12 protein-coding genes are annotated in these 14,979 nt (G+C 71.4%); 6 read left to right on the top strand and 6 right to left on the bottom strand.

The window, feature by feature from the left end:
• Window positions 1–529: 529 nt before the first annotated feature.
• The gene (locus G6R24_RS02635; protein WP_163547573.1) at window positions 530–2,353 is read right to left on the bottom strand and encodes a phosphoenolpyruvate carboxykinase (GTP); all 1,824 of its coding nucleotides are present in this window, start codon (window positions 2,351–2,353) and stop codon (window positions 530–532) included.
• 282 nt (window positions 2,354–2,635) lie between these two features.
• Between G6R24_RS02635 and trhA the strand changes: the two genes are divergently transcribed.
• A complete protein-coding gene (gene trhA, locus G6R24_RS02630; RefSeq protein WP_225438045.1) occupies window positions 2,636–3,331 on the top strand; it encodes a PAQR family membrane homeostasis protein TrhA in 696 nt (231 codons plus the stop codon).
• Here the strand turns inward: trhA and G6R24_RS02625 are convergent.
• The 4 genes from G6R24_RS02625 to mca form a co-directional block, all read right to left on the bottom strand.
• The gene (locus tag G6R24_RS02625; protein WP_163547572.1) at window positions 3,328–3,921 is read right to left on the bottom strand and encodes a hypothetical protein; all 594 of its coding nucleotides are present in this window, start codon (window positions 3,919–3,921) and stop codon (window positions 3,328–3,330) included. The two genes, trhA and G6R24_RS02625, sit on opposite strands and share 4 nt — an antisense overlap.
• 99 nt (window positions 3,922–4,020) lie before the next feature.
• Entirely contained in the window at window positions 4,021–6,081 is a 2,061-nt protein-coding gene (locus tag G6R24_RS02620; protein ID WP_163547571.1) for a thioredoxin domain-containing protein, read from the bottom strand.
• A 156-nt stretch (window positions 6,082–6,237) separates the two neighbouring features.
• Window positions 6,238–6,576, bottom strand: coding sequence for a hypothetical protein (locus tag G6R24_RS02615; RefSeq protein WP_163547570.1), 339 nt, complete (start codon window positions 6,574–6,576; stop codon window positions 6,238–6,240).
• A gap of 133 nt (window positions 6,577–6,709) precedes the next feature.
• The gene (mca, locus tag G6R24_RS02610) at window positions 6,710–7,594 is read right to left on the bottom strand and encodes a mycothiol conjugate amidase Mca (protein ID WP_163547569.1); all 885 of its coding nucleotides are present in this window, start codon (window positions 7,592–7,594) and stop codon (window positions 6,710–6,712) included.
• A gap of 514 nt (window positions 7,595–8,108) precedes the next feature.
• Here mca and greA point away from each other — a divergent pair.
• The 3 genes from greA to G6R24_RS02595 all read left to right on the top strand — a co-directional run bounded on the left by greA (window position 8,109) and on the right by G6R24_RS02595 (window position 12,451).
• Complete coding sequence (greA, locus tag G6R24_RS02605) at window positions 8,109–8,591, top strand: transcription elongation factor GreA (RefSeq protein WP_163547568.1); 483 nt, start codon at window positions 8,109–8,111, stop codon at window positions 8,589–8,591.
• 454 nt (window positions 8,592–9,045) lie between these two features.
• Window positions 9,046–10,437: a magnesium chelatase ATPase subunit I gene (locus tag G6R24_RS02600; RefSeq protein ID WP_217451527.1), complete on the top strand. Its 1,392-nt coding sequence runs from the start codon at window positions 9,046–9,048 to the stop codon at window positions 10,435–10,437.
• 19 nt (window positions 10,438–10,456) lie between these two features.
• Window positions 10,457–12,451 (top strand): vWA domain-containing protein, encoded by a 1,995-nt coding sequence (locus G6R24_RS02595; RefSeq protein WP_163547567.1) that lies wholly within the window; start codon window positions 10,457–10,459, stop codon window positions 12,449–12,451.
• Here the strand turns inward: G6R24_RS02595 and G6R24_RS02590 are convergent.
• Entirely contained in the window at window positions 12,416–13,099 is a 684-nt protein-coding gene (locus G6R24_RS02590) for a PadR family transcriptional regulator (RefSeq protein ID WP_163547566.1), read from the bottom strand. The two genes, G6R24_RS02595 and G6R24_RS02590, sit on opposite strands and share 36 nt — an antisense overlap.
• Before the next feature lie 104 nt (window positions 13,100–13,203).
• Between G6R24_RS02590 and G6R24_RS02585 the strand changes: the two genes are divergently transcribed.
• Window positions 13,204–13,656 carry an antibiotic biosynthesis monooxygenase family protein gene (locus G6R24_RS02585; RefSeq protein ID WP_163547565.1) on the top strand — a complete coding sequence of 151 codons (453 nt, stop codon included), beginning with the start codon at window positions 13,204–13,206 and terminating at the stop codon, window positions 13,654–13,656.
• Between the two features lie 87 nt (window positions 13,657–13,743).
• Complete coding sequence (locus G6R24_RS02580) at window positions 13,744–14,901, top strand: trypsin-like serine peptidase (RefSeq protein ID WP_225438044.1); 1,158 nt, start codon at window positions 13,744–13,746, stop codon at window positions 14,899–14,901.
• The last annotated feature ends 78 nt before the right edge of the window (window positions 14,902–14,979 follow it).

Below are 14,979 nucleotides of genomic sequence, written 5' to 3'. Positions count from 1 at the left end.
GTCCGGGCAGGGCCAACCACGGGCATCAGGAAGGCCACGCGAGCGGCCCGCGGGAGCGGCGGACGGTCCCGGAAGCGACGGACGAGCGGACGCTCCGGTCGGGCCATCCGACTCCCCGACAAGGGAAACCTGTATGGAACACTCGGAACGCACGGCAACCTGCGGCCGGTGGCGGCGACAACGGCGATTTCCGCTGACCAGGCGCGCTTTCGCATCAAGTTTCCACGGTGACTGCCGGGCGACCTGACATCCGACGGAAATCAGTTAGAAGATCGAGAGATTTCTCGGGTTCGCGTCTTCATCCGGACGTGTTGCTTTGCACATACGCGGCGGCTCCGCCGCATCCCGAGAATCGCGCACGCGGACGCTCCGCGGACGGCGGGACGCCGGTGAAGCGACCGCCGGGCCATCCGAGACCGATCACACATGGTGACCACAAACGCGGCCCGGGCCGGACGGCGGGTGGTACTGCCGTCCGGCCCGGGCCGGGAGGGTGCGTGTCCGCGCGCGATCAGGGCGCGCGGGGAGATCAGCCGTTCAGGCGCTTGACCAGGGCCTCGTGCTCAGCCCAGAGGGCGGCCGGCAGCCGGTCACCGAACGACTGGTAGTGCTCGGGGATCAGGCTCGCCTCCTGCTTCCAGACGTCGATGTCCAGCGTGAGCAGGGCGTCTAGGTCGGCATCGGAGATGTCGAGGCCCTCGGTGGGCAGCGCCTCGCGGGTCGGCTGCACGCCAAGAGGGGTCTCCACGCCGTCGGCGTGGCCCTCCAGCCGGCCGACGATCCAGGCCAGGACGCGGCTGTTGTCGCCGAAGCCGGGCCACAGGAAGGAGCCCTCGGGGCTCTTGCGGAACCAGTTGACGTAGTAGATCTTCGGCAGCTTCTCCGGGTCGGCCTTCTGACCGACCTCGAGCCAGTGGGCGAAGTAGTCGGCCATGTTGTAGCCGCAGAACGGCAACATGGCGAACGGGTCACGACGCAGCTTGCCGATCGCGCCGGCCTGGGCGGCGGTCGTCTCGGAGGCGACGATCGAGCCGAAGAACACGCCGCGCCGCCAGTCGGGGGCCTCGGTGACCAGCGGAACCGCGGTCGCCCGGCGGCCGCCGAACAGGATCGCCGAGATCGGCACGCCCCGCGGGTCCTGCCACTCGTCGGCGATGGTCGGGCACTGGCCGGCGGGGACGGTGAAGCGGGCGTTCGGGTGGGCGGCGGGGTCGGTCGACTCCGGCGTCCAGTCCCGGCCCTTCCAGTCGATCAGGTGCGCCGGCGGCTCCTTGGTCAGACCCTCCCACCACACGTCGCCGTCGTCGGTGCGGGCGACGTTGGTGAACACGGTGTTGCCCCACAGCGTCGTGATCGCGTTGGGGTTGGTCTGCTCACCGGTGCCGGGGGCGACGCCGAAGAAGCCCGCCTCGGGGTTGGCGGCGTAGAGCCGGCCGTCCTCGCCGAACCGCATCCAGGCGATGTCGTCACCGACAGTCTCCGCCTTCCACCCGGGAAGGGTGGGGATGAGCATGGCGAGATTCGTCTTGCCACAGGCCGACGGGAATGCCGCCGCAATGTAGTGGACCTTGCCCGCGGGCGAGGTGAGTTTCAGAATCAGCATGTGCTCGGCGAGCCAGCCCTCATCCCGCGCCATGACCGACGCGATACGCAGGGCGTAGCACTTCTTGCCGAGCAGGGCGTTACCGCCGTAACCCGATCCATAGGACCAGATCTCACGCGTTTCCGGGAAATGGCTGATGTACTTGGTCGTGTTGCACGGCCACGGCACATCGGCCTCACCGGCGGCAAGCGGCGCGCCCAGTGAATGAACCGCCGGGACGAAGAAACCATCTTCGCCGAGCTGTTCCAGGGCGGGCGCACCCATACGCGTCATCGTACGCATCGAGATGACGACGTACGGCGAGTCGGTGATTTCGACGCCGAGCGCGGAGATATGCGAACCGAGCGGCCCCATGCAGAACGGGACGACATACAGCGTGCGACCCCGCATGGAGCCGGTGAACAGGCCGCGGAGCTTCGCCCGCATCTCGGCCGGTTCCATCCAGTTGTTCGTCGGACCGGCCGCGTCGGCCGTCTCGGAACAGATGTAGGTCCGGTCCTCGACCCGCGCCACGTCATTGGGGTCGGACGCGGCGTAAAAGCTGTTGGGACGCTTGTCCTCGCTGAGCCTGGAGAGCGTCCCCTTCTCGATCAGGAGGCTGGTCAGACGATCGAACTCGGCATCCGAGCCGTCGCACCACTCAACCCGATCCGGCTGGGTGAGTTCGGCGATCTCGCGCACCCAGGCGACCAGCCTGGCGTGCTTCGTAGGGGCTTCATCAAGCCCCGGAATCTGTGCCGCGGTCGTCACAGCTCACACCTCCGGTCGAGTCGAAACCTGCCACGTTCTCGCCCTGTAAGGGTGTGCCCACTTCGGCCCTTGAACTTACTCGTCAACGAGCCGACAAAAAGCGCCATACAGGGTGCCGCGAGGCCGCGTTCAGGATCATTAGATTCTACCGCGCGTTCCGCCCGCAGTCGCGCGATAGCGAGCGGACAGAAGGGTCGGATCCATCACGCAGCGGTACGGACGTAGCGGCGCGCGGCGACTCCGCCTCGTGGCTGCCGTAAGCCGCGGGTTATCGTCCTGCACGTGGCTTCCCTCACGCAGCAGCCTTCCGTGGCTCCGCAGGCGGACGGCTCAACCCACCCACGTGACCTGGTGCGACCACGCATGCGGGGATGGCTACATGCCGGCGCATTCCCTGTCTCCCTTGCACTGGGCCTCCTTGCCGTCGCCCTGGCCACCACGCTCCGTGCTCGACTCGGCATCGCAATTTATGCGCTGAGCATTGCCGCACTGTTCGGCACCAGCGCGCTCTACCACCGCACGATGTGGTCGACGTCACGTTCCCGCGCGCGGATGAAACGCCTCGACCATTCAATGATCTTTGTATTCATTGCGGGCACCTACACCCCATTTGCCCTTATTGCCATGCCTACGTCGACGGCACGGATCGTGCTGGCCGTGGTGTGGAGCGGCGCCGCGCTGGGCGTGACGATGCGGATGCTGTGGCTGCACTCGCCGCGCTATCTGATCGTGCCGCTCTACATCGCGCTCGGCTGGGTGGCCGTCTTCGTCATCCCCGAACTTGCCCACCGCGCCGGAATCGCGTCCATGGTGCTGCTGCTGGTCGGCGGGGTCTGCTACAGCCTTGGCGCCGTCGTCTACGCCACCCGTCGACCCAACCCCGCCCCCGCGACCTTCGGCTACCACGAGGTGTTCCACGCGTTCACGCTCGTGGCCGCGCTGTGCCACTACCTCGCGTTGATGTTCGCCATCTTCTAGTCACGCCCCGGCTGGCGACCCGGGCCCTCGGCACGGATCTTCTCGACGTGTTCCATCGCGTCACGCAGCTGCCGCAGCCAGGTGTCGGCGTTGTCCCCGACCAGCCGGACGCACCAGGCCAGCGCCTCGCTGCGGCTACGGGCCACACCCGAGTCGACCAGGGTGTCGAGCACCTGGCGCTCCGGCTGGCGCAACCGGGTCATCACCGGCACGGACAGCACGGTGAACAGCTCGCTGGCCTGGCCGCTGGTCGCCCCCCAGGCGACCTTGCGCCCGTACCGTCGCTCGGCCTCGCCGGCGATCACGACCCGTTCGTCCCGGGTGCTCTCGCGAAACCGCCGAATCCGGCCGGCACCCGCCTCGTCCGGTGCGCTCGTCCCGGACCCGTCGGCTGACCCGGACCCGTCGGCCGACCCGGCCGCGAGCTCGCCGACGACGGTGATCTCGTCCCGGTCGACGACGACCTCCGGGGGGCCGGTGAACCAGTCGGCGGGGACGCGGGCGGCGAACCAGTCCGACGCGTCCTGCCCGGGCCCGCCGTCGAGACGGTCCCCCGATCTGCCGTACACCCGACCACGCGCACCGGACATGTCGCGTCTCCTCGTCGTCCCCCGATCGGATCCCCCACGCACGGGCCGACCTTCGAGGATTACACGCTTACCCGGAAAGCAAGGAAAGCCCGTCGGCCCTCAGGTGGCGACCTTCACGCCCAGTTCCCGGCGCACCTCGTCCACGGTGTGCACCGGCAGTCCGCACACGAAGTCACGGCACACGTACACACCGGGTGCGGTCCGGCCGGTCAGCAGCGGACCGCTGGTCACCACGACCGCCCCGGGAGCGGTGCCGAGCCGGGCCACCCGCTCCAGCGCGGGGCTGTCCACCACCGCCACCTCGGCCGGCCCCGCCAGCATCGCCTCAGCGACCGCCCCGGCCCAGCCGGCGAACCGGGCGTCACGGGAGAGCAACGGGACGAAACGGGCCAGCGTCCGTTCGGCGGCCTCCCGGTGTGGCGTGGAACCGGTCAGCGCGGCGTGGGTCAGCAGCGCGCCGGCCACCGCCGCCTGACCGGACGGGGTCGCCGAGTCCGAGTCGTCCCGCGGCCGGCGCAGCAGGACCTCCGCGTCGTCGGCGGTGTCGAAGAAGCCGCCGTCCGGCGCGGCGAAGTGGGTGCGGACGACCTCGAGCAGCCGCCCGGCGAGGTCCAGCCACTGTGGGTCACCGGTCACCTGATGCAGGGTGAGCAGACCCTCGGCGACGTCGCCGTAGTCCTCCAGCACACCGACGTTCGATCCGACCCGACCGTCGCGGCTGGTGCGTCGCAGCCGTCCGTCCACCAGATGCACATCGCGCAGCAGTTCGGCGGCGCGGCAGGCGGCCCGCACCCACCGCGGCTCGGCGAACAGGGCACCGGCCTCGGCGAGGGCCGCGATCGCCAGCCCGTTCCAGGCCGCGACCACCTTGTCATCGCGTGCCGGCTGCGGGCGGGTCGCCCGGGCGGCGGCGAGCGCCGTCCGGATTCGGGCGAAACGTTCCTGGTCCGCGGGCTCCACCGGATCGACTGGCAGCCGCAGGACGGACGTCCCGTGCTCGAAGGTTCCGTCCTCGGTGACCCCGAGGATCTCGGCGGCGAACGCCGCGTCCGCCTCGCCGAGCACCGCGCGCAGCCCCGCCGGCGTCCAGGCGTAGCTGGCCCCTTCCTGCGCCAGAGGCGGATGCCCCGCGGTCGCACCAGCGGGTACGGCCTCACCAGCGGGTACGGCGTCGGCGTCCAGCGCGGAGGCGAAGCCGCCCTGATCGGTCAGCAGGTCGGCGAGCAGGAAGGTGGCGGTCTCGGTGACCACGCGCCGGGCGAGCGGGGATTCGGTGGCCCGCCACAGGTGCAGGTAGACCCGCAGCAGCTGGGCGTTGTCGTAGAGCATCTTCTCGAAATGCGGGACGGTCCAGGTCGCGTCGACGCTGTAGCGGGCGAAGCCACCGGCCAGCTGGTCGTAGATCCCACCCCGGGCCATCCGCTCGCAGGTGACCGACACCATCTCGAGGCTGCGCGGATCGCCGGTGCGCGCATGATGGCGCAGCAGCATCTCGGCCACCATGGCCGGCGGGAACTTCGGCGCCCCGCCGAACCCACCGTGGCGTGCCCCGAACCGGGCCGAGAGCCCGGCCACCGCGCTGTCCAGCAGGTGCGCGGTCACCCCTGGCGACTCGACGAACGCGTCGGGTATGCCCGCGGCGGCGATGATCGTGCCGTCGGCCGCCTCGGCGATCCGGCGGGCGATGTCGGCGCCCGACTCCTCCAGCTCCGCGCGCCGGACCCGCCAGGCGTCCGCGACCGCCGCCATCACCTGGCGAAACGAACCCATTCCCGGTCGGGGTTTGGGCGGAAAGTAGGTGCCGGCGAAGAAGGGTTCGGCCGTCGGGGTGAGGAACACCGTCATCGGCCAGCCGCCGTGGCCGGTGAGGGCGACCGTGACGTCCATGTAGACCGCGTCGACGTCGGGTCGTTCCTCCCGGTCGACCTTGATGTTGACGAAGTTGTCGTTCATGTAGGCGGCGGTGTCCGCGTCCTCGAACGACTCGTGCGCCATGACATGACACCAGTGGCACGCGGCGTAGCCGACGGACAGCAGTACGGGAACGCCCCGCTCCTTCGCCTCGGCGAAGGCCTCCGGGCACCACGGCCACCAGTCGACCGGGTTGTCGGCGTGCTGCAGCAGGTACGGAGACGTCTGTTCCGCAAGCTTGTTCCGCACCGGGCGACTCCTCGCGATCCACGTGTTGTCAGCCTGCGCCACCGGACGGCCAGGAACGCTGATGGTCAGGAACGCTGATGATCAGAAACGCTGGCGGCCAGGGAGCGCCGACGGCCGGAGAGGACCCGAGGGCCGGGAACTCCAAGGGCCAGGATGTCAGTGCCCGGCGGGCGGACCAGGCTGGCTGGGCAGCGCGGCCGGGCCCTCACCACTGGTGACGACCTCACCGTCGATCACGGGCGCCCGCCCCCGAATGATCGGTGAGCGTCGACGCAGGGCCTGGCGGGGATCGACGGTGTCGTCGGTGGCCCGCTCCGAATCGACACCGCGGAACGCACCACTGGCCACGTTCGCCCGCATCCGCCGCAGGCTGCGCGACAACATGACGAACAGACCCACGGACACCGCGAGCAGAACCACGACGACGAGCAGCCCGAGACCGCCGGCGTTGCGCTCCTGCGCGGCCAGCACGGAACCGGCGAAGATGTGTTTCACGCCTCACGTCCTCACAGCACGGGACTTCACGCCAACAACAGCAGGACATCCGCGTCCGACCTTACGCCGCCGCTGGCACGCCCTGACCCGTTCGGCGACCGGTGCGGCGGCCCGGGCAGGGCCGCCGCACCGGTCAGATTCCGTTGAAGAGGTCGTCCTCGGGTAGCTGCCCGACCTCGATCAGCGAACGGGCCAGCTGGTAGTCCTCCGTCGGCCAGGCCTCACGCTGGATGTCCATCGGGATGCGGAACCACCACCCGGTCGGGTCGATCTGGGTGGCGTGGGCGATCAGGGCCTGGTCGCGGGTCTCGAACCAGTCGGCGCAGGGCACCCGGGTGGTCAGCCGTCCGGCGTCCTCGGCACGGTCGACCCATTCCGAGAGCCGCTCGCCGTAGGGGGACTCCAGGCCTCGGGCGAGCATCGTCTCGTGCAGCGCGAGGATGCGTTCCTTGTGGAAGGACAGGTGGTAGTAGAGCTTCAACGGCTGCCAGGCGTCGAGGCCCGCCTCGGTGCCGACCTCGGGGTAACGCGCCGGATCACCGGCCGCCTCGAAGGCCTCGACGCTGATGCGGTGGGTCATGATGTGATCGGGATGGGGGTAGCCGCCGGCCTCGTCGTAGGTCGTGATGACCTGCGGCCGAAAGGTGCGGATCAGCCGGACCAGCGGGCGGGACGCCTCCGCCAGGTCGACGGTGGCGAAGCGCCCGGGCGGCGGCGGGTCACCTTCGGGCAGACCGGAGTCCCGGAAGCCCAGCCATTCCTGCCGGACGCCAAGGATGCGCCGGGCGTTGTCCATCTCCTCGCGACGGATCTCGGCGATCCGTTCGGCGACTCCCGGCGTGTCCATCGCCGGATTGAGGATGCTGCCTTCCTCTCCCCCCGTACAGGTGACGACCAGGACGTCAACGCCCTCGCTCACGTAGCGCGCCATAGTCGCCGCGCCCTTGCTGGACTCGTCATCGGGATGTGCGTGGATGGCCATGAGACGCAGGCCATGCCGCTCGTCGACCGCAGCCATGCGACCATTGTGCTTGACGAACCGCGGTACCCGGCGATCTGGCAGCAGGTACCGCGCCCGTACCTCGACACCACCGCGGGCGCATCACACCACCGCGGGCGCCCCAGTGGTCACCACGGCGTTGACAGGGTGGTCGGCGGAGCGGAAACCTCCAGGGTTCGTCCGACGTTTGATCTGGAAGAGTCACCCAACGCCGTGGCACAATACACCGTCCGCACACGCGGCGGCGGGTGCGGCACGTCGCCGGCCGGCGCACCGACAGTGGCGTCGGTCTGGCCCCGGCGCGGGCGGGCTCGGCGGTTCTGGCGGCGGCGGCCGCCGTGGCCGTGCCGCCAGTGGCAGTACTCGTGATCAGCGGCCCGCTCCGGGGCTCCCCGGGCGGGTGTTCGTGCTGGTCCGGAGGCCGCCGCCGCCGGCCCAGGCAAGCCGTGGCGGGCAGCGGGCTCACCCTGAGTTCCTTGATCGATGTTGCTACCATGACCCTATTTGATGTTCACCGAGGAGCGTGACCCGCGTGACGCAGCAGACTTGGCTCACCCAGGAGGCCTACGACCGGCTCCGCTCCGAGCTCGACTACCTGACCGGCCCCTGGCGCACCGAGATCGCCGCCAAGATCGAGGCCGCCCGGGAGGAGGGTGACCTGCGCGAGAACGGTGGGTACCACGCTGCGAAGGAGGAGCAGGGCAAGCAGGAGGCCCGGATCCGCCAGCTCGCCGATCTGCTGCGCGATGCCCAGGTCGGCGAGGCGCCGGCGGTCAGCGGCCAGGCCGGGCCGGGCACCATCGTCGAGGTCAGGTTCCCGGGCGAGCGGGAGACCGAGAAGTTCCTCATCGGGTCACGCGAGGATCACAGCACCGCGATCGACGTCTTCTCCCCCGCATCACCCCTTGGTGGTGCCGTCACCGGGCGCAAGGCGGGCGAGACGGTGAGCTACACACTGCCCAGCGGCCGCTCGGCCAAGGTCGAGATCGTCTCGGTCGTGCCGTACGCCAGCTGAGCCGCGCCCGTGTCCCGGTGATCCGGGCGGGCGGTTTTTCCGATAGTCCGACCGGCGCGGCCAACACGGCGACAGTCGCAGGTCGCGGGCCCGTGGCGCGTCGCCTGACGCGGCACGGCGAGGCCGACCGGCGAGTCGCGGGCCGCGACTCGCGGTGCGTCCGCGCGGTGCACGGTGCGGTGTTCTGACGGAACGTGCACCGCGCACCGCGCGGCCGGCCGGCCACCCGGTCGGCCGCGGCGGTGGGCTACGCCCGCAGCGGACGGCGGCCGACTTGGCTGCGCACCGGGCGACGCCGACGTACCGTCAACCCGTGGAGGATCTGCCGGTACCACCCCGTCATTCCATCCCACCGACCGCGACCCCCCCGGTCGCCGCCTCCTCGGCGACGGCCCCACCGTCGGCGACCGCCCTGCTCAGCACGCCTGTCGGCGCGCCGCCGGCGGCCGCCACACTGGGCGAGCTTCGCCGCAGCGGGCATGTCCACCGCTCCGTACGCGCCGAGCTGCGGGACAACCTCGTCACCGCGATGCGCGGTGAGCAGCCGCGGTTCCCGGGCATCGTCGGTTTCGACGAGACGGTGCTGCCGCAGGTGGAACGGGCGATCCTGGCCGGTCACGACATCGTCTTCCTCGGTGAGCGTGGGCAGGGCAAGACGCGCCTGATCCGGACGCTGATCAGCCTGCTCGACGAGTGGTCACCAGCCGTGGCCGGCTGTGAGATCAACGACCATCCCTACGCACCGGTCTGCGGGCGCTGTCGGGCGCTCGCCGCCGAGCAGGGGGACGAGCTGGCGGTCAGCTGGCGCCATCGCGGCGAACGGTTCGGGGAGAAGCTCGCCACACCCGACACCAGCGTCGGTGACCTGATCGGCGATGTCGACCCGGTCAAGGTCGCCGAGGGTCGCACCCTGGGCGACCCGGAGACGGTGCACTACGGGCTGGTCCCGCGGACCAACCGCGGCATCTTCAGCGTCAACGAGCTGCCTGACCTGGCCGAACGCATCCAGGTCTCGCTGCTCAACGTGCTCGAGGAACGTGACATCCAGGTTCGCGGCTACCTGCTGCGTCTCCCCCTGGATCTGCTGCTGGTCGCCTCGGCGAACCCCGAGGACTACACCAACCGGGGCCGCATCATCACCCCGTTGAAGGACCGCTTCGGCGCCGAGGTCCGGACCCACTACCCGTTGGTGCTGGCCGACGAGCTCGCGTTGATCCGCCAGGAGGCCGCCGTCAGCTGGGCCGGTTCGCCGCTGGGCAGCCCTGAGCTCGCCGACCATCTGCTCGAGGTCGTCGCCCGGTTCACCCGGCTTGTCCGCGACGCGCCGCAGGTCGACCAGCGCTCGGGCGTGTCGGCGCGGCTCGCCGTGGCCGCCGCGGAGACGGTGGCCGCCTCCGCGGTGCGGCGCGCGGCGCTGACCGGCGAGGAGACCGCCACCGCCCGGGTGGTGGACCTCGCCTCGATCATCCCGGCGGTGCGCGGCAAGGTCGAGTTCGACCAGCTCGAGGAGGGCCGCGAGGACGAGGTGCTGACGCTGCTGCTGCGCCGCGCGATCGCCGAGACCTTCCGGGCCCGGCTGGCCGGCGCGGATCTCACCGGACTGCAGGACCGCTTCGAGAACGACGGTCCGGTCGAGACCGGCGAGCTCGTCCCGGCGACCGAACTGCTACGCCGGATCGGGCCGGTGCCCGGGCTCGCCGCGATCCTCGGCCGGCTCGGCGTGGACGGCGCGGAGTCGCCCGGCCTCGCCGCCGCCGCGCTCGAGCTCGCGATGGAGGGCCTGTACCTCAACCGCCGGCTGGCCAAGGAGGAACTGCCCGGCCGAACGGTCTACGGCGGGTCGTGACCCAAGGGAGGACATCCCGGTGAATTCCGGTACGTTCCGCTACAGCCCGTTCGATGGTGGCCCTGACCCGCTCGCCTCACCGTTCGCCGCCGCCGGCGCCCTGGACGAGATGTCACGCCAGATCCTCGAGGGGCGTACCCCCCGCGAGGCGCTCGACGCCCTGCTGCGCCGCGGCATGCCCGGTCGCCGCGGGCTGGACGACCTGCGCCGCGCCATCGAGCGTCGCCGCCGGGAGGCCCGCTCCCGCGGCCGGATGGACGGCACCCTGACCGAGGTCCGTCGGCTGCTGGACACCGCGGTGGGCCAGGAGCGGGCGGCGCTGTTTCCTGACCCGTCCGACACCGCCCGGCTACGCGAGTCCGAACTCGACAGCCTGCCGTCGGACCCGGCCCGGGCCGTGCGCGCGCTCGCCGACTACGACTGGCGCTCCCCGCAGGCACGTGAGACCTACGAGCAGATCTCCGAGCTGTTGCGCCGTGAGGTCCTTCATGCCCAGTTCAAGGGCATGAAGCAGGCGCTCGAGCAGGCCAGCCCGGAGGACTTCGCCCGCATCCGCGAGATGATCGGCGCGTTGAACAGCATGCTCGAGGCGGACCTGCGCGGAGAGGACACCAGCGCGGCGTTCGAGCGGTTCATGGCGGAGTTCGGCGACTTCTTCCCCGAGCAACCGCGATCGCTGGCCGATCTGGTCGACGCGCTGGCCCGTCGGGCGGCCGCCGCGGCCCGGCTGCTGGCCGGGCTGACCCCCCAGCAGCGGGCCGAACTCGCCGATCTGCTGTCCACCGCGCGGGAGGACCTCGGGCTCGCCGCCGAGATGTCCCGGCTCGACCAGGCGCTGCGGGCGGCCCGGCCCGACCTGAACTGGGGTGGACGGGCACGCGGGCGCGGCTCCCGGATGGGCGAGGGCCTCACCGGCGACACACCGCTGGGCCTCGGCGATGCCACCAGCGCCCTCGAGGAGATGGCCGAGCTGGACGAGCTCGCCTCGACCCTGAGCCAGGACTACGCCGGCGCGTCCCTGCAGGACGTCGATCCCGAGGCCGTCGCCCGGGCGCTGGGCCGCTCCGCCGTCGACGATCTGCGCAGCCTGCAGCAGATCGAGCGGGAACTCGAAAGCCAGGGGTTCATCACCCGCCGGGCCGGCAACCTCGAGCTCACCCCGCGAGCGGTGCGCCGCATCGGTCAGGCGGCGCTTGCCCGCATCTTCCGGCAGGTCTCCGCCCGTGGCCGAGGCGATCACGGGCAGACCGATGCCGGGTCCGCCGGCGATCTGCTGGGCACGTCCCGCGCGTGGCAGTTCGGCGACACCCAACCGATCGATGTGGTGCGCACGCTACGTAACGCCGTGCTGCGCGGCGGTCCGACCGGCCCCGGACGTCCCGTCCGTCTCACGGTCGCCGACTTCGAGGTCGCCGAGACCGAACGGCGCACCACCGCCGCGGTCTGTCTGCTGGTGGACCTGTCGTACTCGATGGCGTTGCGGGGCACCTGGGGCATCGCGAAGTCGACCTCGCTGGCACTGCACGCCCTGGTCAGCACCTCCTTCCCCCAGGACAAGATCCACATCATCGGCTTCTCCGACTACGCCCGCGAGCTGCGCCCGGTCGAGCTCGCCGGGCTCGACTCGGAGATGGTCCAAGGCACCAACCTGCAGCACGCGCTGCTCATCGCCGGCCGGCTGCTCAGCCGCTACCCGCAGGCCGAGCCGGTCGTCATGGTCGTCACCGATGGTGAGCCTACCGCCCACCTGCTGCGCGACGGCACCCCGTCGTTCTCCTGGCCGCCGATGCCCGAGACCCTCGAACTCACCCTGGCCGAGGTCGACAAGCTGACCCGACGCGGCGTCACGATCAACGTCTTCATGCTCGACGACGAGCCCCGACTGGTGCAGTTCGTCGAGGAGATGGCCCGCCGCAACGGTGGCCGGATCCTCTCCCCCGACCCGCAGGCACTCGGCAGCTACGTCATCCGCGACTACCTACGCTCCCGGAGTCGCCGCCGCGCCGCCCGCTGACCCACCAGCCGCCTTGCGCCGCCCCCGCCTGGTGGGGGTCGCGGAAGGCGGGGCGGTGGAAGACCCGACGGTGGCCGGGTCGGTGCGGTCCGGCGCGGGGTCGTGGGAGCGCGCGGCGATGCGGGGGTCGTGGGCGACGCCGTCCCAGAAGTCGACCGCCACCTTCTCGTAGGCGAGACCGAGTTCCAGCGTCTGGCGCAGTGACCACACGATCTCCCGCGGCGGCAGCGCCGCGAGCCGCTGGTACACCGCCAGCTGCGCGCGGTGCGCGTCCGCCTGCTCGCGGGCCAGCCGGGTCACGTCCTGCGGCTGGGCCAGGTCGCCGAAGGCGAGGCGCAGCAGGCCCGGGTCGCGCAGTTCGGTACGGCCCGCGTCGCTGCGCGCCAGCCACTGCTCGAACCGGCGCCGGCCGGCCTCGGTGATCCGAAAGACCCGGCGGCGGCGGCCGCCCTCCTCCCGTTCCTCCTCCAGCAGCCCGGCCGCGGCCAGCCGCGGGGGCTCCTTGTAGAGCTGCGCATGGGGAAACGACCAGAAATGCCCCACCGACCCGGCCACGCCCACCTTCAGGTCGTACGGCGTGGCACTGCCGCGGCGGGCGATCTCCCCGAGCACCAGGTAGGACACGGGCGTCAGCGCGATCTCCTCCATGATCCCAATGATACGGCTTGACTCATACGGTCTCTTTAATACTATTTCCTGGACGGTATGAAAGAGATGGTTGACCCGCCCGACCCCCCTCCTGGAGATCCGCCATGCCGACCCTCCCCTGGACCACGCCACACAGTCCGACGGCCTCACCGAACCGGCCGCCCGAGCCGGCGGGTGGCGCGACCGCCCAGACGATGGCATCCCGGTTCATCCTGCGGTCACGCTGGCAGACGGTCGCGATGCTGCGCCAGGCCCTGGCGGTGCGCCGAGCACTGCTGACCACACCGGGGGCACTCGGGGTGTCCCTGGTGGCCCGTCCACTTCGGCGCGAGTACTACACGCTGTCGCGCTGGACCGACCGCGACGCCCTCAACGCCTTCGTCCGCGGCGACGCGCACGTCGTGGCGATGCGCCAGCTTGGTCCCGCGATGGCCGATGCCCGCTTCACCTTCTGGCCCACCGCGGCCGAGGCGGACGCGCCGAGCTGGGAGGACGCCTTCGCCCGCCTCGCCGACGCCCCGTCGCGGCCCCACCAGGCACCCACCCGCATCGGGTGAACTCCGCCGGGAGCTCGGCGCCCGGCCCCAGAGCGCCACCGCACCGCGACCGGTCTGCTACCGTCCGCGATCGTGTTGATGCGGAGAGTGCGAGGGCCAGCGAGACATCGCGACACCGCGCCCCGCCGCGTCACCAGACCTCGCCCACCCGCCCGCTCCCGGCTGCTGGCCGCCGTCCTGCTGACCGCGGGGGTCGCCCTGGCACCGGCGGCCCTGCCCGCCGCTCCCGTGCTGGCCGGGGCGTCACACGGGACGATCAGCAGCCCGTCCTCGACGGGGGCCATCCCCGCCAGCCCCGGTGCCACGGCCGCCCTCGGCTCGTCCCCCTCCGGCCGGCCGGACGCCCCGAGCGCTCCCGGGGCGCTCACCGCCGCGGAGCAGGAGCAGGTCACGCTCTACTGGACCACCACCCGCCGGGAGCGCGCCTTCGGCTCCCACTCCGCCGCCAGAGCGGACGCGACCGATGCCGAGGCCGGTATCGGGGCCGATGCGGCTGAGATGTCCCCGGCGGCGGCCGCGGCCGAGACCGGCCAGGGACCGGCGGGTGCGCCGCCGGCGCCGAGCAACGGCGCTCCCTACCGTGGCGGTGGGCTGGTCACCTCGACGACCGGGCGGCTGTTCACCACCATCGACGGCGCCGACTTCGCCTGTTCCGCCAGCGTCGTCACGAGCCCGGGCCGCAACCTTGTCGTCACCGCCGGACACTGCCTGCATGGCGGGGCGGGCTCCACCTTCGCCCGCAACGTCGCCTTCGTGCCGGGCTACGCCAACGGTTCGATGCCCTACGGCATCTGGACCGCCCGGCAGCTGCTCGCCACCCCGGGCTGGTCCCAGCGCGGGGACTTCGATGTCGACGCCGGCTTCGCCACGTTCAACCCGCACGGCGGACGTCGCCTCCAGGACGTCGTCGGCGCCCAGGACATCGCGTTCAACCTGCCGACCACCGTCCGGCAGTACAGCTTCGGCTATCCGCGGCTGGCGCCGTTCGACGGCACTCGGCTGATCTACTGCGCGAGCCCCGCGGCGACCGACCCCTACGGCGGCCCGTCCATCGGAATTCGCTGCCGCATGACCGCCGGAGCCAGCGGCGGCCCCTTCCTCACCGGCCTCGGTCAGCTCGGCCCCGGACACGGCTGGATCGACGGGGTGGTCAGCTACGCCTACGCCGGTTCGACCGACCGGCTGTACGGCACCCGCTTCGGCGACGAGGTCCGCACCCTTTACATCCGCTCCCTCCAGCTGTGAGGCACCCCGGCCCGGGGTGGTCCGGCCGAGTGGTTCGGCCGGACCCGCCCCAGCCGGTGTGCCAACCTCCGCCATCGA

This window comes from Candidatus Frankia nodulisporulans (assembly GCF_902806475.1).
In the GTDB taxonomy this organism is placed as follows: domain Bacteria; phylum Actinomycetota; class Actinomycetes; order Frankiales; family Frankiaceae; genus Frankia; species Frankia umida.
This window is presented reverse-complemented; position numbering and strand designations above follow the sequence as displayed.